Source organism: Kitasatospora sp. NPDC053308 (genome assembly GCF_055585785.1).
In genome coordinates this window covers 134,562-155,487 of record NZ_JBVJJY010000001.1, presented here as the reverse complement: position 1 = coordinate 155,487, position 20,926 = coordinate 134,562, and the positions used below count along the sequence as shown (strand labels likewise).

Sequence of the window (20,926 nt, the reverse complement as noted above, 5' to 3'; positions counted from 1 at the left end):
CGCGGCATGGAGGAACCCCTGGTCCGGCCGCTGTCGTTGACCCGTGAGGCCGCCCGGCTGCGGGCCGGGGATCCTGGGCTGCCGGAGTACGTCGACCGGTTCTGCGCGCTCGTCGAGCGGGTGGACCCGCTGATCCACGCGTTCGTGCCGGAGCCCGGGCGGCACGACCGACTGCGGGCACGGGCGCGGGAGTTGGCCGCGAGGTACCCGGAGCCGGGCGGGCGGCCGCCGCTGTACGGGGTGGCGGTGGGGGTCAAGGACATCGTGCACGTGGACGGGCTGCCCACGCACGGCGGCTCGGCGCTGCCGCCGGGGGTGCTGGCCGGGCCGCAGGCCGCGGCGGTGGACCGGCTGCGGGCGGCGGGGGCGATGGTCGCGGGCAAGACGGTGACCGCCGAGTTCGCCGGGACGGCCCCTGGCCCGACCCGCAACCCGCACCACCCGGGGCACACCCCGGGCGGCTCCAGCAGCGGTTCGGCGGCGGCGGTCGCGGCCGGCCTGGTGCCGCTCGCACTCGGCACCCAGACGGTCGGCTCGGTGATCCGCCCGGCCGCGTACTGCGGGGTGGTGGGCTTCCGGCCGACGTACGGGCGGATCCCGTTCCACGGGGTGATCCCGAACGCGCCGACCTTCGACACCCTCGGACTGTTCACCGCGGACCTGGCGGGCGTCGCGCTGGCGGCCCCGCTGCTCTGCGACGGCTGGCGGCCCGCGGAGCCGGGCCCCGGCCCGGTGCTCGGGGTGCCGGACGGGGCGTACCTGGAGCGGGTCGAGCCGGGCGCGCTGCGGGCCTTCGAGGAGCAGCTGGCACGGTTGGCGCGGGCCGGGCTGGCGGTGCGCCGGGTCGAGCTGTTCCCCGATCTCGGCGAGATCGGGCGGCGGTTGCAGGCGATCAACCGGTTCGAGACGGCCCGCAGCCACGCCGACTGGTTCGCCCGGTTCGGCGGCCTCTACCGGCCGGAGACGGTGGCGAGCATCCGGGTCGGCCAGGGCGTGGCGCCGGAGGACCGGGCGGCGGCGCTGGGGTTCCGGGAGCGGCTGCGCGAGCGGGTGGACCGGGCCGGGGCGGCGGCCGGGGTGGACCTCTGGGTGGCGCCCTCGGCGACCGGTGGGGCGCCGGAGGGCCTGCACGGCACCGGGAGCGGTGCGATGTCGCTGCCGTGGAGCTTCCTCGGGCGGCCGGCGCTGAGCCTGCCCGCCGGGCGCACCCCGGAGGGGTTGCCGCTGGGGCTCCAGGTGGTCGGCGCGTCGGGCGGCGACGAGCGTCTGCTGGCCCAAGCGGCGTTGCTCGAAGGCGTGCTGACCGGTGGGCGCTCCGGGCCGGGGTGAGCGAATTCCCTGCCGCGGCACCGGAATTCGCGGTCGGATGAGTAGGGTCGGTGGGATGGACCTCATCGAACTGCACGCACGATCACTGGAGTTGGCGGCCGAGGTGGTGTACGCCGTCCGGCCGGACCGGCTGGACCTCGCGACTCCGTGCGCGGACTGGACGCTGCGGCAGCTGCTGGAGCACGAACTCGGGCAGCGTCACGGCTTCGTGGCGGCCGCCCGCGGGGCCGGCCCCGACCTCGCGCTGTTCGCGCCCGCCCCGGTCGGCCCGGACCCGGCCGGCGCCTTCCGCCGGACCGGCGCCGAACTCACCGCCGCGTTCCGGGAAGCGGCCGGGGCGGGCCGGGCGGTGTGGCTGCCCGAGATCCGCGCCGACCGCCCCGTCCCGCTCGACCGGGCGGTGGGCTTCCACCTGCTCGACACCCTGGTGCACGGCTGGGACGTCGCCGCCGCGCTCGGCGCTCCGGACGGGCTGGTCGCGGCGGTGGAGGGCGAGGCGGAGCTGCTGGCAGCCCTGGTCGCGGTGACCGAGGCCGTCCCGGACACCCCGGAGGCCCGGGCGCCGGGCAGGGCCTTCCGTCCGGGTCTGCCGACCGGCGACGGTGCGGACCGGTTCGCGCGCGTCCTCGCGCTGCTCGGCCGCGACCCGGCCTGGAAGTAGCTCAGCTCCGGTCGCGCTGCTCGTCGGGGAAGCGCGGGCCGCCGATCAGGAACAGCAGCGCGGCGGTCGGGAAGCCGAGCGAGGCGGCCGTCACCACGATGAATTGCCAGAACATCTTCCGCTCCTCGTCAGTCGCGGGCCGCCCGGCCACCCGAAGGTGATCCGAAACCTGTCCCGCCCCGATTGGCCGAATTGTCCGGTCACTGTCCGACGGTATGGCTGAATCGCCCCGGCTGCCACCGGGCATCGGGCGCCGGTCCGCCCCGCACCGGCGCAGGGGTCTGGGCGCGGGCCCGGGGCGGCGTCCACACTGTCGGGATGCAGCTACAGCTCGCAGGGGAAGCACGGCGGCCCGACCGCGAGAGCGAGGACTTCGCGGCGGCCTCGCCGGAGGCGCTGGTCCTGCTGGACGGCGCGAGTTCGCCGGCCGGCCTGGACTCCGGGTGTCGGCACGGAACGGCCTGGTACGTGCGCCGCATGGGCGTGCACCTGCTCGCCCGGCTCACCGACCGGGCGGACCGCTCGATCGCCGAGTGCCTGTCCGACGCCATCGTGGAGACGGCCGCGCTGCACGGCGGCCGCTGCGACCTGGCCCATCCCAACACGCCCGCCGCGATGGTGGTCGCCGCCCGGCGGCACGGCGAGGCGCTGGAGTACCTGGTGCTGGGCGACTCCTTGCTGGTGCTGGAGTTCAAGGACGGCCCGCCGAAGGTGATCGGGGACAACCAGCGCTTCCCCGGCGGGGAGGGCCTGCGCCGCCAGATCTGGTCGACCGTCCCCGGCTCGGCCGAACGGGCGGCGCTGCACCTGGAGTACGCGCTGGCCGTCCGCGCCGCCCGCAACCGGGGCAACGGCCCGTGGATCGCGGCGGCCAGCCCGCGCGCGGCCGAGCACGCCGAGACCGGTTTCGTCCGGCTCGACCGGCTGCGCGCGCTGGCCGCGCTCACCGACGGCGCCTCGCGCTTCACCGAGCGCTTCGGGCTGGGCAGTTGGGGCGACGCGCTGCGGCTGCTCGCGGAGTCGGGCCCGGGCGAGCTGATCGCGCAGGTCCGCGCGGTGGAGCGGGCGGACGCCGCCTGCGAGCGCTGGCCGCGCGGCAAGACGCACGACGACGCCTCGGCCGTGTACGCGCTCTTGTAGCGCGGGGCGGCGGCACGGCGGCACGGCGGCACGGTGAGGCGGTCGCAGGCGGGCCGTGGGTCCTGCGACCGGCCCTGCCGGCCGGGCCGTGCGCGCGGGAGTCGACGTCGGACCGCCCGGGCAGGGGGCGGCCCAGGGTCAGTCGTGGCCCTGGGCGAGGTCCAGCAGGCGGCGGAGTTCGGCGATGTGGCCCTCGAAGGCCTTGCGGCCGAGGGGGGTCAACGCGAGCCAGGTGCGGGGGTAGGAGGCGCCCCGGACCTTGGTGACGCTGACGTACTCGGCGGCCTGGAGGGCCTTCACGTGCTTGCTCAGGACGGAGTCGCTGACGTCGAGGGCCTGGCGGACCACCGAGAACTCCAGCGCGTCGACGGCGGCGAGCATGCTGCAGATCTGCAGCCGGTTGGGTGCGTGGATCAGCTCGTCGAAGACCGGCTCGGTCATCGCCCGGCCCGGATGTCCCGGCGGGCCGCGGCATCGGCCCGGTACCCCACGGCGACGGTGAGCGCCCCGATCACGAGGCCCGCGGCGGCGATGGCCCACCGGACGCCCGCCCCCCACTCCAGGGACATCCCGGCCGCGGCCAGGACGACGAGGGCGATCAGGTAGCCGGCGTACAGCCTGCGGGTCGCGGGGGTGGCGGTGAGGGCGGTGAAGGAGACCCCGGTCGACTCCCGCAGCGCCCAGGCGAGGCCCAGCACCACGAGGACGAAGGCCGGGGTCCCCCAGGAGGCGGCCCGCAGGCTCATCGAGGCGAACCAGGCGGCGAGCGCCGCACCGAGCCCGAGGTGGTACCACCACGGGGCACGGACCCGGTCGGCCACCAGGGCCCGGGCGTCGGCGACGGCGTCCAGGGCGGCACGGGCGGAATCGGTCCGGCGCGGGCCGGAGTTGCGCGAAGTGCTTTCCATGGTGGAAACCATAGCCATACTACTGTCCGACTTGGCAAGTGGTTCGGTGACGGCCCCGTCGGGCGGGGCCGGACCCGGGCGCGGGAGCGGGCCGAGCGGGGCCCGCCCGGCAGCGGGAGGGCCCCGTGGGGGACCGGCTCCACCCGAGCCGGTCCCCCACGGGGCCACGGTGGGAGGGGGTCAGTGGCCGGCGGCCGGGATGGTGCCGAGGCGGCCGGCCTGGAAGTCGGCCATGGCCTGCTGGAGTTCGCGGTGGCTGTTCATCACGAACGGCCCGTACCAGGCGACCGGTTCGCGGATCGGGAGGCCGCCGAGCAGGACGACCTCGAAGTTGGTGTCGCGGGAGTCCTGGCTCTCGTCGGCGCGGATGGTCAGGGAGTCGCCGTCGCCGAAGAGGACGGCCTGGCCGCGGTGGAACGGGCGGCGCTCCTGGCCGGCCGAGCCCTTGCCCGCCAGGCCGTACGCCAGGGCGTTGAAGTCGGAGCGCCAGGGCAGGGTGATCTGGGCGCCGGGGCTGACCGAGGCGTGGATCATCGTGATCGGGGTGTGGGTGGCGCCGGGGCCCTGGTGGCCGTCGAGCTCGCCGGCGATGACCCGCAGCAGGGCGCCGCCGTCCTCGGTGCTGAGGAGCTTGACGCTGCCGCCGCGGATGTCCTGGTACTTCGGGGCGATCATCTTGTCCGAGGCGGGCAGGTTCACCCACAGCTGGAGTCCGTGGAAGAGGCCGCCGGACTTCACCAGGGACTCCGGCGGGGTCTCGATGTGCAGCAGGCCGGAGCCGGCCGTCATCCACTGGGTGTCGCCGTCGGTGATGACGCCGCCGCCGCCGTGCGAGTCCTGGTGGACGAACGTTCCGTCGATGATGTAGGTGACTGTCTCGAAGCCGCGGTGCGGGTGCCAGGGGGTGCCCTTGGGCTCGCCGGCCGCGTAGTCCACCTCACCCATCTGGTCCATCATGATGAACGGGTCGAGGTACTTGGTGTCGATCTTGGCGAAGGCGCGGCGGACGGGGAAGCCCTCGCCCTCGTAGCCCTCGGGAGCGGTGACCACGGTCAGGACCGGACGGGCGCTGGTGGCGGCGGCGTCCGGCGTGGTGACGCGGGGGAGGGTCAGCGGGTTGTCGACGGTCACGGCGGGCATGTCGGCCTCCTTCGAGGGGGGTTCTGCGGCCTACGTCCACGAGATTAGTTCAATTCTCAACAACAAGCAAGTTGAAGATTGAACTATGTGTCGACGAGGAAGCGCGGGGCTCCCTGTCCATCCTGGGTCAGCCGTACATCCGGCGCATGGTGAAGTCGACCATCTGCTCCACCGCCTTGGCGTCGAACACCATCCGGTGCTCGCCCTCCATGTCCAGCGCGAAGCCGTAGCCGGTCGGCAGCAGGTCCAGCACCTCGGCGCCGGTGACGGTGAAGTGCTTGGAGTCCTTGCCGGCGTAGCGGCGCAGCTCCTTGAGCGAGCTGAACATCGGGATCACCGGTGTCGGGGTGTTGTGCAGCGCGAGGAAGCCGGGGCGGTCGCCGCGCGGGCAGTGCACCTTGGAGGTGATGAAGATCGCCTGGAAGTCCTCGACCGCCATCGAGCCGGTGGTGAACGCCCGGACGGCGTCCGCCAGCGACGGCGGGGAGGGCTCCGGGTAGAGCGACTGCTGGCCCGCCTGCGACTGCGCGCCGTAGGCGTCCGGTCCGGGCATGCCGTTCATGCCCGGCTGCGGTCCCGCCTGCTGCTGGTAGGGGTCGCCCGGGTATGCGTTCTGGTCATATCCGTACACACGGACAGGCTAGCGGGAGCGCAGCCGCCCGCGCTGGCGCGGATCCTGACAAAGGAGTGGTCGTCCGGACTGTGGGACGTGACCACGTTCATAGCGATCGACCGTCGAGTTCGCGGTCGAGGGCTTGCTCAAGTTACCGCTGGGTAGCATCATGATGCCTACTGGTGGGTACGGGACGCCCGAACGCGGCGGTCTCCCGGAAGCGACGAACCGGAGAAAACGGCCATGGGTCACTACAAGTCCAACCTGCGTGACGTGGAGTTCAACCTCTTCGAGGTGTTCGGCCGCGAGCAGGTCTACGGCACCGGACCCTTCGCGGACATGGACGTCGAGACCGCGAAGAACATCCTGAGCGAGATCGCGCGCCTGGCCGAGAACGACCTCGCGGCGTCCTTCGCCGACACCGACCGCAACCCGCCGGTCTTCGACCCCGAGACCAACACCGCGCCGATCCCGGCCTCGTTCAAGAAGAGCTACCAGACCTTCATGGACGCCGAGTGGTGGCGCCTTGGCATCCCGGAGTCGATCGGCGGGCAGGTCACCCCGAACTCGCTGATCTGGGCCTTCGCCGAGCAGATCCTGGGCTCGAACCCGGCCATCTGGATGTACTCCTCCGGCCCGGCCTTCGCCGGCGTCATCGCCGAGGAGGGCACCGAGGAGCAGCTGGAGATCGCCAAGCGGATGACCGACCGCCTGTGGGGCTCCACCATGGTCCTCACCGAGCCCGACGCGGGCTCCGACGTGGGCGCCGGCCGCACCAAGGCGATCAAGCAGGAGGACGGCTCCTGGCACATCGAGGGCGTGAAGCGCTTCATCACCTCGGGCGAGCACGACATGTCCGAGAACATCATCCACATGGTGCTGGCCCGCCCCGAGGGCGGTAAGCCGGGCACCAAGGGCCTGGGCCTCTTCATCGTCCCGAAGTTCGACTTCGACTGGGAGACCGGCGAGCTCGGCGAGCGCAACGGCGTCTACGCCACCAACGTCGAGCACAAGATGGGCCTCAAGGCCTCGAACACCTGCGAGATGACCTTCGGCGCGAAGCACCCGGCCAAGGGCTGGCTGCTCGGCGAGAAGGTCGACGGCATCCGCCAGATGTTCAAGATCATCGAGTTCGCCCGCATGATGGTCGGCACGAAGGCCATCGCCACCCTCTCCACCGGCTACCTGAACGCGCTGGAGTACGCCAAGGAGCGCGTGCAGGGCGCCGACATCTCGCAGTTCCTGGACAAGACCGCCCCGCGCGTCACCATCACCCACCACCCCGACGTGCGCCGCTCGCTGATGACCCAGAAGGCCTACGCCGAGGGCATGCGCGCGCTGGTCCTGTTCACCGCGTCCACCCAGGACGACATGCTGGCCGCCAAGCTGCGCGGCGAGCGCGACGAGGCCGCCGAGCGTCTGAACGACCTGCTCCTGCCGATCGTCAAGGGCTACGGCTCGGAGAAGTCCTACGAGCAGCTCGCCCAGTCCCTGCAGACCTTCGGCGGCTCCGGCTACCTGCAGGAGTACCCGATCGAGCAGTACATCCGCGACGCCAAGATCGACACCCTGTACGAGGGCACCACCGCCATCCAGGGCCAGGACTTCTTCTTCCGCAAGATCGTCAAGGACGGCGGCCAGGCGCTCACCGCGCTGAACGAGCAGATCCAGAAGTTCATCGGCTCCGCCGCCGGCGGCGACGCCCTGGCCGCCGAGCGCGAGCTGCTCGCCAAGGCCGCGGGCGACCTGGAGGCCATCGTCGGCAAGCTGATCGCCGACCTGACCTCGGTCGAGCAGGACGTCAAGAACATGTACAAGGTGGGCCTCAACACCACCCGCCTGCTCATGGTCTCCGGCGACGTCGTGGTCGGCTGGCTGCTGCTGCGTCAGGCCGCGGTGGCCCTGGCCAAGCTGGAGGCCGGCGCCTCCGAGAAGGACGTCCCCTTCTACCAGGGCAAGGTCGCGGCGGCCCGCTTCTTCGCCAAGAACGTCCTGCCGACCGTCACGCCGCAGCGCGTGATCGCCGAGGGCATCGACAACGAGATCATGGAGCTGGCGGAGGAGGCCTTCTAGGCCTGACCGCCCGTCCCGCCCGCACTCCCGCTCGGGAAACGCCGCGCGCGACACCTTCCTGACTGCCTGACGAACACCCTCACACCGAAGGGCCCGGCTGCCACCGGGTCCTTCGGTGTTCCTCCGGCCGGGTGCCGGGCCGCGGCGGCGGGCTGACGCGCCGGGCGTTCGTCCGGCCCGTTCGCCCGGTCCGTCCGGGCGGCCCGCCGACCGGGTGCGACCAGGGCCGATCCGGTGGAAGGACGGCGCGTGTCGCAGGTGGTTCACGGTTGTGTCCGGGTCCTGAGGTTCCGAACGCCCTGTCCGTGTACGGGCATATGCTCAAGGGGCGGAGCCGACCCCCATCCGGCTCCGACCCTCCCTCGACCCAGGAGCAGTATGTCGACCGCCGCCCGCCAGGCATTCTTCGACCGGACGCACAGCGACGACCTGATCGCGTTCCTCGGCACCTCGCCGTCCCCGTACCACGCGGTCGCGAGCGCCGCGCAGCGGCTGGAGAAGGCGGGCTTCCGGCAGGTCGCCGAGACGGACGCCTGGGACGGCGCCGCCGGCGGGCGGTACCTGATCCGCGGCGGTGCCCTGATCGCCTGGTACCTCCCGGAGGGAGCGGGCCCCGAGACCCCGTTCCGGATCGTCGGGACCCACACCGACTCGCCCAACCTGCGGGTCAAGCCGCTGCCGGACACCGGCTCGGCCGGCTGGCGGCAGGTCGCGGTGGAGATCTACGGCGGCGTCCCGCTGAACACCTGGCTGGACCGGGACCTCGGCATCTCCGGCAGACTCGCGCTCAAGGACGGTACCGCCCGGCTCGTCCAGTTGGACGAGCCGTTGCTGCGCGTGCCGCAGCTCGCCATCCACCTGGACCGCCAGGTCAACGAGGGCATGAAGCTCGACAAGCAGCGCCACCTCACCCCGATCTGGGGCCTCGGCCCGGTCGACGAGGGCGCGCTGATCTCCTACGTCGCCCGGCGGGCCGGTCTGGACGCGGCCGACGTGGTCGGCTGGGACCTCATGACGCACGACGTCCAGCCCGCCTCCTACCTGGGCCGGGACCGCGAACTGCTGGTCGGCCCGCGCCTGGACAACCTGCTCTCGGTGCACGCGGCCACCGCCGCGCTGGCCGCCGCCGCCTCCGCCGGCGGCGCCCGCGACCTGCCGTACATCCCGGTGCTGGCCGCCTTCGACCACGAGGAGACCGGCAGCGAGTCCGACACCGGCGCGCAGAGCCCGCTGCTCGGCAACGTCCTGGACCGGACGATCCACGCGCGCGGCGGCACCACCGAGGACCGCGCCCGGGCGCTCGCCGGCACCGTCTGCCTCTCCTCGGACATGGGCCACGCCGTCCACCCGAACTACAGCGAGCGCCACGAGCCGGGCCACCACCCGATGCCCAACGGCGGGCCGATCCTCAAGGTCAACGTCAACAACCGCTACGCGACCGACGGCGTCGGCCGGGCGGTGTTCGCGGCCGCCTGCGAGAAGGCCGGCGTGCCGTGGCAGACCTTCGTCTCCAACAACGCGATGCCCTGCGGCACGACGATCGGCCCGATCACGGCGGCGCGGCTGGGCATCAAGACCGTGGACTGCGGCATCGCGGCGCTGTCCATGCACTCGGCGCGCGAGCTGTGCGGCGCGGAGGACCCGTACCTGCTGGCCAGCGCGATCAAGGCCTTCCTGGAGGGCTGATCCCCTCCGGGCACGACAAGGGCCCGGCGGACGGTCACTCGTCCGTCGGGCCCCTCGTCGTCGCGGTGCCGCGCGGGCTACTCCATGCCCGCCAGGACCAGCGGGAGGCGGCGGGCGCCGTCGGCGACCAGCTTCACCGGCACGCCCCAGTCCTGCTGGTGCACGTGGCAGGCCGGGTACTCGATCTCCGGATCGTCGTCGCAGGAGGCCGCCATCGCCGAGACGTGCAGCACGCCCTCGCCGACCTCCGCGGAGAGCACCAGCTCGCGGGAGAGCTCGCTGTCCGCGCCGGCGCCGGAGACCAGCAGCTCGGGCGGGGTGGCGCTGACCAGCAGCCGGGTGGACGGGCCGTAGCGCTCGTCCAGCTTCTGGCCGCTCGGCGCCGAGAAGACCACGTCCAGCCGGAAGGCGCCCGGCGCGACCTCGGTGGCCGCGCGCTGGGTGCGGTGCGCCACCGACTCGACCCGTACCGCCTCCTCCGGCAGCCGCAGCCTGGTCAGCCGGTGCCGGGCCGACTCGACCACCACGATGTCCCCGTCCACCAGCACCGCCCCGGAGGGCTCGCGCAGATCGGTGGCCAGGGTGCTGACCTCGCCGGTCGCCGGGTCGTAGCGGCGCAGCGCGTGGTTGTAGGTGTCGCTGACGGCCACCGAGCCGTCCGGCAGCACGGTGACGCCCAGCGGGTGCTGGAGCAGCGCCTGGTCGGCCGCGCCGTCGCGGTGGCCGAAGTCGAACAGGCCGGTGCCGACGGCCGTTTCGACCGTCTTGGTTTCACGTGAAACCCACCGCAGGGCCGAGGTCTCGGAGTCGGCGACCCAGAGCCGCTCGCCGTCCGCGGAGACCGCGAGGCCGGACGGCTGGGCGAACCAGGCCTCGGCGGCGGGGCCGTCCACCAGGCCCTCGTTGGTGGTGCCGGCCGCGACGCCGACCGTGCCGGCCGCCGGGTCGTACGCCCACAGCTGGTGCACGCCCGCCATCGCGATCCACACCCGGCCGTCGAACCAGGCGACGTCCCACGGCGAGGAGAGGTCCACCTCGCGGGCCGGGCCCTCGGTGGGCGAGCCCTGCCACCACTGGCGGCCGGTGCCGGCCAGGGTGGTCACGCTGCCGTCGGCCAGCCGCAGACCGCGCAGCGCGTGGTTGACGGTGTCGGCGACGACCACGTCGTAGTCGTACGGGTGGCCCTCGGGGAGCAGCACGAGGCCCTGCGGCTCGCTGAACCGGGGGGTCGTGCCGTCCACCAGGCCGCGCTGCCCATCGCCGATCCGGCGCACCACCGTCTCGCCGTCCTCGGCCAGCTCGACCAGCGAGTGACGGCCGGAGTCGGCGACCAGGAAGTGGCCGTTCGGCAGCCGGAGCGCCTTGCCGGGGAACGTGAGGTCCCCCGCAGTCGGCTCCGGCGCCACGTACGGGCCGTCGCCGCGGCGCAGCGTGCCCTTGGCGGCGTGCTCGGCCTCCAGCTCCTCGACCAGCCGGGCGATCGCGTGGGCGTGGCCCTCACCGGCGTGCTGGGCGACCACGTAGCCCTCCGGGTCGATCACCACCAGCGTCGGCCAGGCCCGGACGGCGTACTGCTTCCAGGTCGCCAGCGCCGGGTCGTCCAGGACGGGATGGTGCACCTCGTACCGGGCGACGGCGTCCACCACGGCCTGGTGGTCGGCCTCGTGCACGAACTTCGGCGAGTGCACCCCGACGACCACCACGGTGTCGCGGTGCTTCTCCTCCACCTCCCGCAGCTCGTCCAGGACGTGCAGGCAGTTGATGCAGCAGAAGGTCCAGAAGTCCAGGATGGTGATCTTGCCCCGGAAGTCGGCGAGCGTGAGCTGCTTGCCGCCGGTGTTCAGCCAACCGCCTGCCCCGACCAGCTCGGGGGCGCGTACACGTGCACGAGATGCCATGACCCAATGAAACCGCATGCCCGGCGTCCGCATTCCGGGCGGACCGGGTTCTCAGGACGCCGGCCGTCGGGCGGCGCTCAGTTCGACGGCCTCCCGGGCCGCGTGGAGCGGGACCCCGGACGGGCCGAGCAGGGCCCTGGTGACCAGGATCGCCGGGATCACGCTCAGCCCGCGCTCGACCAGCAGCCGCTGGACGGCCTCCATGCCCTGCCCGGCGAGCACCGGGCGGCACTCCTCGACGACGGCGGTCAGCCGGGCGGCCTCCTCGTACGTCATGCCGGAGGTGTTCGAGAAGGGGTCCGGCCGGCCGAGGTCGGCCTGCCAGCGGGTCTCGCCGTCCTGGACGCGGGAGGTGGGGCGCAGGCCGACGGCACGGGCGACCGCCCGGGAGCCGCGGTGGTCCGGGTGGACGTGGGCGACGGCGGTGGTGACCCCGGCGGCGGTGAGGTGGGCCAGCAGGACGCGGGCGGCCTCGGTGGCCAGGCCGCGGCGCTGCCAGGGGGTGCCGACCACCCAGGCGAGCTCGGTCTCCTCGGTGCGGACGGTCGCCTGCACGTAGCCGGCGAGAGCGCCCTCGGAGCGCAGCCGCAGCACCCAGTTGCCCCAGCGCTCGGACGGATCCGGGGAACCGGCGGCCAGCCGGGCGCAGCGGGCGCGCATCTCCCCGACGGTGGCCGGACGGCCGCCGGTGAAGGCGTGCAGGGCCGGGTCGGCGAGCGCGGCCGCCAGCTCCTCGGCGTGCTCGGGGGCGATCGGCAGCAGGTCGAGGCGCTCGCTGCGCAGCGGGGCCGCGGTGAGGTCGGGACGCATGGCGGTATTGAAGGTCATCGCGGCGGCCGTCGCGACGGGGTTTTCCGCGGGTCCTTCGTGGCGGTGCTTTTCGGCGGGCGGGAGGTCGGGGTCGAATGGGGTCCCACGTCAACACGGAGGAGGTCCTGCGGTGCGGTATCTGGTCAGGGAGAAGCTGTTCGCGGTCGGCGACGACTACTGGATCGAGGACGACCGGGGCCACAAGGCGTACCTGGTGGACGGCAAGGTGCTGCGGCTGCGGCACACCTTCGAGCTGCGGGACGCGCAGGACCGGGTGGTGGCGGTGGTGAAGGAGAAGATGCTCACCGTCCGCGACGCGATGAAGATCGAGAACGCCGACGGCGAGGTGATCGCGACCGTCCGGGAGAAGCTGTTCACCCCGTTCCGCGACAAGTACCTGGTGGACCTGGCCTCCGGTGGCGAGCTGAAGATCCACGGGAACCTGATCGACAAGGACTACCGGATCGAGAACGACCACGGCGACGAGCTGGCCCGGATCAGCCGCAAGTGGTTCCGGATCCGGGACACCTACGGGGTGGAGATCGCCGACGGCGCGGACACCGGCCTGCTGCTGGCCGTCGCCGCCTGCGTCGACCACCTGGCGCACGAGGAGGACTGACCCGTCCCGGGTTCCCGGGCCGCCTCTCCACCGCGTGGGGTGTGTTCCGCCGGCCCTCGACCGAGCCGGTCGAGGGTCCGGGGGCCGGTCAGGCGGGGCGCGGGGCCCCGCCCAGGACGTGCTGCCGCCCCCAGTCGCCCAGCGGCCCCAGCGCGGCGTTCAGTCGGTGCCCGGCCTCCGTCAGCGCGTACTCGACCCGGGGCGGCACCTCGTCGTACGCCTCCCGGTGCACGATGCCGTCCGTCTCCAGCTCGCGCAGGTGCGCGGCCAGCACCTTCTCGGTGATCCCGGGCACCAGCCGGCGCAGCTCGCCGAAGCGGCAGCTCGGGCGCTCGCCCAGCGCCCAGAGGATCAACACCTTCCACTTGCCGCCGATCACGTCCATCGCGGCGTCGATCCCGCAGACGTACGCCCCCGGCCTCGGCACGGTCGCCATCCCCACCCCTTCCGGACCCCTCCGACCTCGATGCTCACCCCAGGGTAACCACCCACTTCGAAGTGCGTACTTGAGCGTTCCCGGGGGCGGCGCGGAGGCTGATCCCCGTGACGAACACGCCTGTTGAGAACCCGTCCGAGAACGCGACCACGAACGCGACCACGAACGCGTCCGAGAATGCGACCACGACCCCGCTCACCCCGCTCACCCTGCTCGGCCTCGGCGCCATGGGCACCGCGCTGGCCGGAGCCTGGCTCGCCGCCGGGCACCCGCTGACCGTCTGGAACCGCACCGCCGCCCGGGCCGACGCGCTCGCCGCCCGCGGCGCGGCCGTCGCCGCCACCGCCGCCGAGGCCGTCGCGGCGAACCGCCTGGTCGTCGTCTGCCTGCTCGACGACGCCTCGGTCGAGGAGGCGCTGGCCGGGCTCGACCTGACCGGCAAGGACCTGGTCAACCTGGTCACCGGCACCCCCGGGCAGGCCCGCGCCCGCGCCGCCTGGGCCGAACGGCGCGGCGCCCGCTACCTGGACGGCGGGATCATGGCCGTCCCGCCGATGATCGGTGTCCCGGCGGCCGGGCCCTACGTCTTCTACAGCGGCTCGTCCGAGCTGTTCGAGGAGCACCGGACGGTCCTCGCCGCGCCCGCCGCCACCCGCTACCTGGGCGAGGACGCCGGGTACGCGGCCCTGCACGACGTGGCGCTGCTCAGCGCGATGTACGGCATGTTCGCCGGGGTCGCGCACGCCTTCGCGCTGGTCCGCGGCGAGGCCGTCGCGCCGGGCGACCTGGCTCCGCTGCTGGGCAGTTGGCTCACCGCGATGTCCGGCTCGGTGGCCAGGACCGCGGAACAGCTGGAGAGCGGCGACTACACCGAGGGCGTGGTGTCCAACCTGGCGATGCAGGTGGCGGGCAAGGCCACGCTGCTGCGCACCGCCGAGGAACAGGGGGTCAGCGCGGAACTCCTGGAGCCGTACTTCCGGCTGATGGAGCGCCGGCTGGCCGTCGGCAGCGGGGAGGAGGACCTGACCGGGGTCGTCGACCTGCTGCGACGCTGAGGACCGGCCGGTAACGTACCGGCATGGCAGACCTTGAAGAACGCGCCGACGGCGTCGCGTCCGGCTCACGGCAGACCGGGACGGGGGTACTCGTCAGACCGCGCCGCGGGGACGACCTCGCCGACTGCGTCCGGGTGCTGGGCGACGTCCACAGCGCCGACCGCTACCCCGCCGACTGGCCCGAACGCCCCGCCGACTGGCTCACCCCGGACGGCCTGCTGGCCGCCTGGATCGCCGAGTCGGAGGGCCGGCTCGCCGGCCACGTCGGCCTCGCCCGCAGCGCCCCGGACGACCTCGCCCCCGCCCTGTGGAGCCACCGCACCGGCGGTCGTCCGGAGCTCGCCGCCGTGATCGGCCGCCTCTACGTCGCTCCCGGCGCGCGCGGCCACCACATCGGCGCCCGTCTGCTGGCCTACGCCGTGGCGCACGCGCGGGCGCTCGGCCTGCACCCCGTCCTCGACGTGCTGGCCACCGACACCGCGGCCGTCGCCCTCTACCGCCGCCTCGGCTGGACCCACCTCGGCAGCGGCGACCAGCGGTGGGCCTCCGGCCGTACCGTCACCGTCCACTCCTTCGCCGCCCCGCGCGGGTAGAAGAGGGGACGGCCCCAGCGTGCCCGCCCGGCTGCCCGGGCCGGGCGGGCACGTCACACCGGGATGACGCCGCCCCCGCTCTCCAGCCCGACGAACTCCGCTGCGTTCCGGGCGTTGCGCGACAGGCCGCGGGCGGCGGCTGCGATCACCAGGTGCACGCGTCGTGGCCGTGGACCGGCGCTCGGCCCGGATGGTGAGGGCGCCGAGCGTGCCGAACCGCCGGGCCGCCGCACGGATCCCCCCGGCGGGGGAGCCGGATCGTCGCGGGGGCGGAGGCCGTGGCCGGGTGCCGCGGGTGAGCCTGGCGGCATGACGAGGAACGGATGGGCGGTCGTGACCTGGGGGGTCGGCTACGCCGGCTTCGGGCTGGGGTGCGCGCTGAGCGGGACGGCGCTGTTCGGGGTGGCCGGGCTCGGGTGGGTGGTCGCCGGGCTGGGAGCGGCCGCCGTCGGGGCCGGGTGGGCGGCGGTGCGGCTGCGTGCGCCGGGCGGGCGGCCGGGGGCGTCGCGCCGGCTCGGGCGGGCGCTGTGGCTGCTGTGCGGGCTGGCCGCGGCGGCGGCCTTCAGCCTGCTGATGGACGTGGTGACACTGCTGTTCGGCGAGGGGGTGGACAGCGTCCCGGACGCGGTGAACCGCGCGCTCGCGGCCGGCGGGGCGCTGCTGCTGGCCCGCACGGCCCGTGCCCGACGGCCCGGTGCTGGCGACCGACCCCCGCCCCCTCGGCGGCCCCGGCCGCCGTCCAACTCGCCGCCTGCGCCGGGACGTTGGCCTTCCTGCCGTACGCGACGATGAAGCTGGTCTGGGCGTTCGGCGGCAGCTTCGCCGGGATCAGCGGGGCCGAGGTGCGCGCGGCGTACGTGCGCAACGGGTCCTCCGGGCTCTGGCTCACCCTGGAGTCCTGGGGGCTGGACGGCACGGTGCTGCTGGCGGCGGTCGGGGTGCTCCTGCTGTGGGGCCTGGTGCGCCCGTGGGGGCAGGTGTTCCCGCGCTGGACGCTGCCGCTGAGCGGTCGCCGCGTCCCGCGCTGGCTGCCGCTCACCCCCGCGCTGCTCGGTGCGGCGACGCTGGCGCCGTACGGCCTGGTCGGGAGCGGCTACCTGGTGCTGTGCGGCGCGGGGGTGGTCGGCATCCGGCACGAACCCACCGCCTCACCCGAGCAGACCCTGCTGGTGGCCTGGGTCGGCATCGGCGCGTTCGCCGGGTACGGGGTCGCGCTGGCCCTGGCGGCGCGCTCGTACTGGCGGCGGACCGGGGGTTGAGCGGGGCGGGGCTGAGCGGGGCGGGGCTGAGCGGGACGGGGCTGAGCGAGGCCGGCTCGCGGGAGGATTTGCTGGGGTGGCAACAAAGCTTGCCGAAGAGCGGAGACCGGTCGCAGCCTGGCGGAGGAGGACCGCGGACGGGCACCGCGGCCACGCCGCGTGTCCGGCGCCTCGGTGCCCGCGCCGGCGGGAAAGCTTTCGGCACCCACGAACGGAGAGTCCGGACATGACCTCGAACCACCACCGGCAGCACCACCCCGGCAACAGCCACGGCAACGGTCACGGCAACAGCCACGGCCACGGTCACGGCCACGTCCCCGCCGGCGACTTCGACTGGGACGCGCTAGCCGCGCACCTGGAGCACGAGGCCGACCTGAGGGCCGACGCCGTCACCGCGGCCGCGCACTGGCTGTCCGGTCTGTACGGCGCGGGGGAGGTGCGCCGGGTCCTCGACGTCGGCAGCGGGCCCGGGGTGATCGCCGGGCTGCTGGCGGACGACTTCCCCGCGGCCGAGGTGGTGGCCGTCGACCAGTCCGCCGCCCTGCTGGAGCGCGCCCGGGCCCGTTCCGGCGGCCGGCTGGGCACCCAACAGGCCGACCTGCCGGCCGAGTTCGACAAGCTCGGCGAGGCCGACCTGATCTGGTCCGGCAACGCGATCCACCACCTGGGCGACCAGCAGGCCGCGCTCACCTCGCTCGCCGGGCTGCTGCGGCCGGGCGGTCTGCTCGCCGTCGCCGAACGCGGCCTGGCCGCGCGCTACCTGCCCCGCGACTTCGGCCTCGGTCGCCCCGGCTTCCAGGCCCGGCTGGACGCGGCCCACGAGGACGGCTTCAGCACCATGCGGGCCGAACTGCCGGGCAGCACCGAGGAGATCGAGGACTGGCCGGCCATGCTGGAGCGCGCCGGGCTGACCCCGAGCGGCACCCGCACCTTCCTGGTCGACCGCCCCGCCCCGCTCGACCGGCCCACCCGCGCGTACCTGCACACCCAGCTCAGCCGCCTGCACGACCAACTCGCCGACAGCCTCCTCCCCGAGGACCGCGCCACCCTCGAAGCCCTCCTCGACGAGGACGCCCCGACCGGCATCCTGCGCCGCCCGGACGCCTTCTACCTCTCCGCGATGACCGTCCACACGGCCCGCAAGGCCTGATCCGGCCCGCCCGCCGCCGGCCCGCCCGCCGCCGGCCCGCCCGCCGCTGGCCCGCCCGCCGCCGGGGCGGGCGCCCGCTGGACCAGCCGCCCCGCCGGACCGCCCGCCCCGCCCGACGCCCGGGATACCGTCGGGGCATGACAGCGAGCGAGCAGCGCTTCGTCGTGGTGACCACCACCCACGAGAGCGAGCAGCAGGCGCGGGCCCTGGCGTCCGCCGTGGTGCGGGAGCGGCTGGCGGCCTGCGCCCAGGTGTACCCCGTACGGTCGGTGTACTGGTGGGAGGGCGAGGTGCAGGAGGGCGAGGAGTGGCGGATCGACCTCAAGACCCGCGCCGAACTGGCCGACCGGCTCGGCGCGTTCGTCGCCGAACGGCACTCGTACGACACGCCCGAGCTGGTCGCCGTGCCGGTGGTGGCCGGCAGCCCCGGCTACCTGGGCTGGCTGGCCACGGAGACGGCCGACCGGGCCGGATGACCGGGGGCCCGCGCCACGGCGGGGCCCGGAGGTGATCCTCCGGGCCCCGCCGCCGGGTGACGGTCCTCAGCCCTCGGCGCCGCCGAAGCGCTCCGTCCAGGCTGCCAGGTCCTCGTCGGTGATCTTGGCGAACAGCACCGGCGGCACCGTGAACGGCGTCCCGGCCGGCACCAGGTCCAGCGCCCGGGCCTGCTCCGGGGCCACCCAGCGGAGGGTGGCCGCCGGGGAGTCCGCGGGCAGCGCGAAGGCCGCGCGCATCGCGGCCGCCGCGGTCGGGATGAAGGGCTCGGACACCACCGCGTACAGCTGGATCAGGTTCATCGCCGTGCGCAGCGTCAGCGCCGCCGCGTCCGGGTCGGTCTTGACCTGCAGCCAGGGCGCCTTCTCGTCCAGGTAGGCGTTGCCCGCGCTCCACAGCGCGCGCAGGGCCTGCGCGGCCTTGCGGAAGTTGAGCGCGTCCAGCTGGGCCTCGTACTCGGCCAGCAGCCCGGCGACCTGCTCGCCGAGGCGCTGCTCGGCCTCGCCCGCGGCGTGGCCGCCGGGGACGTCGTCGCCGAAGCGCTTGCGGCTGAAGGACAGCACCCGGTTGACGAAGTTGCCCAGGGTGTCGGCGAGGTCCTTGTTGACCACCGAGGCGAAGAGGTCCCAGGTGAAGCTGGAGTCGTCCGACTCGGGGGCGTGCGCCATCATGAAGTAGCGCCAGTAGTCGGCGGGCAGCAGTTCCAGCGCGACGTCGCTGAAGATGCCGCGCTTCTGGCTGGTGGAGAACTTCCCGCCGTAGTACGTCAGCCAGTTGAAGGCCTTGACGTAGTCGACGGTCTTCCAGGGGCGGCGCGAGCCCAGGATCGTCGCCGGGAACATCACGGTGTGGAACGGGACGTTGTCCTTGCCCATGAACTCGGTGTAGCGGACGGTCTCGTCGGCCTCGTACCACCAGGACTTCCAGTCGCGCTGCCCGGCCGGGGCGGCGTCCGCCCACTCCTTGGTGGCGCCGATGTACTCGATCGGGGCGTCGAACCAGACGTAGAACACCTTGCCCTCGGCGGCCAGTTCGGGCCAGACGTCGGCCGGCACCGGGACGCCCCACTCCAGGTCGCGGGTGATCGAGCGGTCCTGCAGGCCCTCGGTCAGCCACTTGCGGGCGATCGAGGAGGCCAGCACCGGCCACTCGTCGCCGTGCGCGGCGACCCAGGCCTCGACCTCCTCGGTCAGCTTCGACTGGAGCAGGAAGAGGTGCCGGGTCTCGCGGACCTCCAGGTCCGCGCTGCCGCTGATCGCCGAGCGCGGCTCCAGCAGGTCGGTCGGGTCCAGCACCCGGGTGCAGTTCTCGCACTGGTCGCCGCGTGCCTTGTCGTAGCCGCAGTGCGGGCAGGTGCCGACGATGTAGCGGTCCGGCAGGAAGCGGCCGTCGGCGTTGGAGTACACCTGGCGGACCGCGCGCTCCTCGATGAAGCCGTTGCGCTGCAGCTCGCGGGCGATCTCCTGGGTGATCTCCCGGTTCTGCGGCGAGGAGCTGCGGCCGAAGTGGTCGAAGGAGAGCCCGAAGCCGTCGTAGACCGCCTTCTGAGCGTCGTGCGCCCGGGCGCAGAACTCGGCGACCGGCAGCCCGGCCTCCTGGGCGGCCAGCTCGGCGGGGGTGCCGTGCTCGTCGGTGGCGCAGATGAACAGCACCTCGTGGCCGCGCCGGCGCAGGTAGCGGGCGTAGACGTCCGCCGGGAGCATCGACCCGACCATGTTGCCCAGGTGCTTGATCCCGTTGATGTACGGAAGGGCGCTGGTGATCAGGTGCCGAGCCATCCTCGGATGCTCCGATTTCTCCCGCACGCGCACCCCACCCGGGGGTGCTGTGCCAGGCGCAGGGGTCCACTGTGGGCTGCCAAGCCTACCGCCGCCGCCGGGCTCGCCCGCTCGCCCCCACGGCCGGCGGGGGTCGCTCGCCCTGCCCGGCGAGGCCGTTGGCCAGGGCCCGGCCGGGCCGTTGGTCACGGCCGGCGGGGCCGCTGGTCACGGCCCGCCCGGCCGCCGGTCACGGGGGGATCGCCGTACCGGTCGAACTCCCCGGCCTTCACTCCGCGGACGAAGGCGGCCCACTTTCGGGGCGTGGTGCGCACGACCACCTCGGGCCGGTCGGATTCGCGGATCTCCACCAGCCCGCCCGCCGACCTGACTTCGACGCAGTCGGTGCTCTCGCCGCTGGCCGATGCCTTGTTCCACGTGCTCATGAGAAGTCTTTCAGTAAGGTCCGGATGAACTCCCGGGTCTCCTCCGGCCCGAGAGCGATCTCCGCGGTCCTCTCCTTGATCCGGCGGTAGGAGTCCAATTCCACCGCGGAGTGCACGAACTTGGGCCCGTGCGAGAGATCGATCTGGACGGTGTCGAGCTCCGGGACCGGCCCCCGGGCGAGGTACAGGCTCTCCCCGGATCCCGTGTACGTGGGAACGCTGAACGGGATCGCCCGGATCTCCACCCCGGGCCGCTCGGAATTCTCCAGCAGGGCCCGCAACTGGTCGCGCAGTACTTCCGGACCACCGAACTGCATGCGCAGCGCCGACTCGTGCAGGATCGCGCTGTACGGTTTCGGCTGGTCGACGAGGACCTGCTGGCGCCGAATCCGGAATGCCTTCCGGATCTCCGCCTCCTGCCGGTGCTGCGGGGGGAGCCGTTCGAACACCGCGGCGGCGTACGCGGGAGTCTGCAACAGGCCGGGGATGAACGTGCTGTTCAGGATGGACAGGGACGCCGCGTGGTGCTCCATCTCCGCGATGTCGATGATCGCGTTCGGCAGCCGGCCGCGGTAGCCGTCCCACCAGTACTTGCGCCGGTCCTGCGTCATGGCGAGCAGCGCGTCGAGGTACGGTCCGTCCTCGCAGCCGCAGGTGTGTGCCCAGATCCGCAGCCGCTCCGCGCTGATGCCCGATTTCCCGTTCTCCATCTGGGAGATCTTGGGGAGGTCGGTGCCGATGGTGGCGGCGAGGGTCTTGGGCGTCACGCCCACGCGTTCGCGCATCCTGCGCAACTCGATCCCGAGGCGCTGCTGGCGCACGGTCGGCGACAAGCGGGGTGGCATGACTCTCTTCTCC

Annotated in this window: 21 protein-coding genes and 1 pseudogene; 12 read left to right on the top strand and 10 right to left on the bottom strand. The window is 73.6% G+C overall.

Annotated elements, in window-relative coordinates; genetic code table 11:
- The first annotated feature begins 6 nt into the window (after window positions 1–6).
- From ACZ6Y7_RS00745 to ACZ6Y7_RS00735, 3 genes are all read left to right on the top strand, one after another.
- Window positions 7–1,329, top strand: a complete 1,323-nt coding sequence (locus tag ACZ6Y7_RS00745) for an amidase (protein WP_465755715.1) — start codon at window positions 7–9, stop codon at window positions 1,327–1,329.
- 55 nt (window positions 1,330–1,384) lie between these two features.
- The gene (locus tag ACZ6Y7_RS00740; protein ID WP_465755714.1) at window positions 1,385–1,990 is read left to right on the top strand and encodes a TIGR03086 family metal-binding protein; all 606 of its coding nucleotides are present in this window, start codon (window positions 1,385–1,387) and stop codon (window positions 1,988–1,990) included.
- A 318-nt stretch (window positions 1,991–2,308) separates the two neighbouring features.
- On the top strand, window positions 2,309–3,130 hold the full coding sequence (locus ACZ6Y7_RS00735; protein ID WP_465755713.1) for a protein phosphatase 2C domain-containing protein: 822 nt from the start codon (window positions 2,309–2,311) through the stop codon (window positions 3,128–3,130).
- Between the two features lie 138 nt (window positions 3,131–3,268).
- Here ACZ6Y7_RS00735 and ACZ6Y7_RS00730 read toward each other — a convergent pair whose 3' ends face one another.
- From ACZ6Y7_RS00730 to ACZ6Y7_RS00715, 4 genes are all read right to left on the bottom strand, one after another.
- Window positions 3,269–3,571, bottom strand: coding sequence for a transcriptional regulator (locus ACZ6Y7_RS00730; protein ID WP_465755712.1), 303 nt, complete (start codon window positions 3,569–3,571; stop codon window positions 3,269–3,271).
- Window positions 3,568–4,038, bottom strand: a complete 471-nt coding sequence (locus ACZ6Y7_RS00725; RefSeq protein WP_465755711.1) for a hypothetical protein — start codon at window positions 4,036–4,038, stop codon at window positions 3,568–3,570. The genes ACZ6Y7_RS00730 and ACZ6Y7_RS00725 overlap by 4 nt, the downstream gene beginning before the upstream one ends.
- A 180-nt stretch (window positions 4,039–4,218) precedes the next feature.
- Window positions 4,219–5,178: a pirin family protein gene (locus ACZ6Y7_RS00720; RefSeq protein WP_465755710.1), complete on the bottom strand. Its 960-nt coding sequence runs from the start codon at window positions 5,176–5,178 to the stop codon at window positions 4,219–4,221.
- A gap of 127 nt (window positions 5,179–5,305) precedes the next feature.
- Window positions 5,306–5,809, bottom strand: coding sequence for an SseB family protein (locus tag ACZ6Y7_RS00715; protein ID WP_465755709.1), 504 nt, complete (start codon window positions 5,807–5,809; stop codon window positions 5,306–5,308).
- A gap of 225 nt (window positions 5,810–6,034) precedes the next feature.
- On the opposite strand from ACZ6Y7_RS00715, the gene ACZ6Y7_RS00710 reads away from it, so the two are divergent.
- Together ACZ6Y7_RS00710 and ACZ6Y7_RS00705 are read left to right on the top strand one after the other, a co-directional pair.
- On the top strand, window positions 6,035–7,864 hold the full coding sequence (locus ACZ6Y7_RS00710) for an acyl-CoA dehydrogenase (RefSeq protein WP_465755708.1): 1,830 nt from the start codon (window positions 6,035–6,037) through the stop codon (window positions 7,862–7,864).
- Window positions 7,865–8,242: 378 nt separating this feature from the next.
- The gene (locus tag ACZ6Y7_RS00705; RefSeq protein WP_465755707.1) at window positions 8,243–9,550 is read left to right on the top strand and encodes a M18 family aminopeptidase; all 1,308 of its coding nucleotides are present in this window, start codon (window positions 8,243–8,245) and stop codon (window positions 9,548–9,550) included.
- Between the two features lie 77 nt (window positions 9,551–9,627).
- Here ACZ6Y7_RS00705 and ACZ6Y7_RS00700 read toward each other — a convergent pair whose 3' ends face one another.
- Both ACZ6Y7_RS00700 and ACZ6Y7_RS00695 read right to left on the bottom strand, forming a co-directional pair.
- On the bottom strand, window positions 9,628–11,448 hold the full coding sequence (locus ACZ6Y7_RS00700) for an NHL domain-containing thioredoxin family protein (protein WP_465755706.1): 1,821 nt from the start codon (window positions 11,446–11,448) through the stop codon (window positions 9,628–9,630).
- 318 nt (window positions 11,449–11,766) lie between these two features.
- Window positions 11,767–12,276: pseudogene (locus ACZ6Y7_RS00695) on the bottom strand (GNAT family N-acetyltransferase); the annotation flags it as partial.
- A 112-nt stretch (window positions 12,277–12,388) separates the two neighbouring features.
- Here ACZ6Y7_RS00695 and ACZ6Y7_RS00690 point away from each other — a divergent pair.
- On the top strand, window positions 12,389–12,877 hold the full coding sequence (locus ACZ6Y7_RS00690; protein ID WP_465755705.1) for an LURP-one-related/scramblase family protein: 489 nt from the start codon (window positions 12,389–12,391) through the stop codon (window positions 12,875–12,877).
- Between the two features lie 88 nt (window positions 12,878–12,965).
- Here the strand turns inward: ACZ6Y7_RS00690 and ACZ6Y7_RS00685 are convergent, their stop codons facing one another.
- On the bottom strand, window positions 12,966–13,313 hold the full coding sequence (locus ACZ6Y7_RS00685) for a winged helix-turn-helix transcriptional regulator (RefSeq protein ID WP_465755704.1): 348 nt from the start codon (window positions 13,311–13,313) through the stop codon (window positions 12,966–12,968).
- Between the two features lie 227 nt (window positions 13,314–13,540).
- Here ACZ6Y7_RS00685 and ACZ6Y7_RS00680 point away from each other — a divergent pair, with 227 nt between their 5' ends.
- The 6 genes from ACZ6Y7_RS00680 (at window position 13,541) to cutA (ending at window position 17,846) form a co-directional block, all read left to right on the top strand.
- Window positions 13,541–14,368, top strand: coding sequence for an imine reductase family protein (locus ACZ6Y7_RS00680; protein ID WP_465756451.1), 828 nt, complete (start codon window positions 13,541–13,543; stop codon window positions 14,366–14,368).
- A gap of 23 nt (window positions 14,369–14,391) precedes the next feature.
- Complete coding sequence (locus ACZ6Y7_RS00675) at window positions 14,392–14,961, top strand: GNAT family N-acetyltransferase (protein WP_465755703.1); 570 nt, start codon at window positions 14,392–14,394, stop codon at window positions 14,959–14,961.
- A 309-nt stretch (window positions 14,962–15,270) separates the two neighbouring features.
- Entirely contained in the window at window positions 15,271–15,753 is a 483-nt protein-coding gene (locus ACZ6Y7_RS00670; protein WP_465755702.1) for a hypothetical protein, read from the top strand.
- Window positions 15,726–16,220 carry a hypothetical protein gene (locus ACZ6Y7_RS00665; RefSeq protein ID WP_465755701.1) on the top strand — a complete coding sequence of 165 codons (495 nt, stop codon included), beginning with the start codon at window positions 15,726–15,728 and terminating at the stop codon, window positions 16,218–16,220. Before ACZ6Y7_RS00670 ends, ACZ6Y7_RS00665 begins: the two co-directional genes overlap by 28 nt.
- A gap of 226 nt (window positions 16,221–16,446) precedes the next feature.
- Window positions 16,447–17,370, top strand: coding sequence for a class I SAM-dependent methyltransferase (locus ACZ6Y7_RS00660; RefSeq protein ID WP_465755700.1), 924 nt, complete (start codon window positions 16,447–16,449; stop codon window positions 17,368–17,370).
- Between the two features lie 137 nt (window positions 17,371–17,507).
- Window positions 17,508–17,846, top strand: a complete 339-nt coding sequence (cutA, locus tag ACZ6Y7_RS00655; RefSeq protein WP_465755699.1) for a divalent-cation tolerance protein CutA — start codon at window positions 17,508–17,510, stop codon at window positions 17,844–17,846.
- 66 nt (window positions 17,847–17,912) lie between these two features.
- Here cutA and metG read toward each other — a convergent pair whose 3' ends face one another.
- The 3 genes from metG to ACZ6Y7_RS00640 all read right to left on the bottom strand — a co-directional run bounded on the left by metG (window position 17,913) and on the right by ACZ6Y7_RS00640 (window position 20,913).
- On the bottom strand, window positions 17,913–19,643 hold the full coding sequence (metG, locus tag ACZ6Y7_RS00650) for a methionine--tRNA ligase (protein ID WP_465755698.1): 1,731 nt from the start codon (window positions 19,641–19,643) through the stop codon (window positions 17,913–17,915).
- A 185-nt stretch (window positions 19,644–19,828) separates the two neighbouring features.
- Window positions 19,829–20,068 (bottom strand): DUF397 domain-containing protein, encoded by a 240-nt coding sequence (locus ACZ6Y7_RS00645; RefSeq protein ID WP_465755697.1) that lies wholly within the window; start codon window positions 20,066–20,068, stop codon window positions 19,829–19,831.
- Window positions 20,065–20,913 carry a helix-turn-helix domain-containing protein gene (locus ACZ6Y7_RS00640; RefSeq protein WP_465755696.1) on the bottom strand — a complete coding sequence of 283 codons (849 nt, stop codon included), beginning with the start codon at window positions 20,911–20,913 and terminating at the stop codon, window positions 20,065–20,067. The genes ACZ6Y7_RS00645 and ACZ6Y7_RS00640 overlap by 4 nt, the downstream gene beginning before the upstream one ends.
- Between the last annotated feature and the right edge of the window lie 13 nt (window positions 20,914–20,926).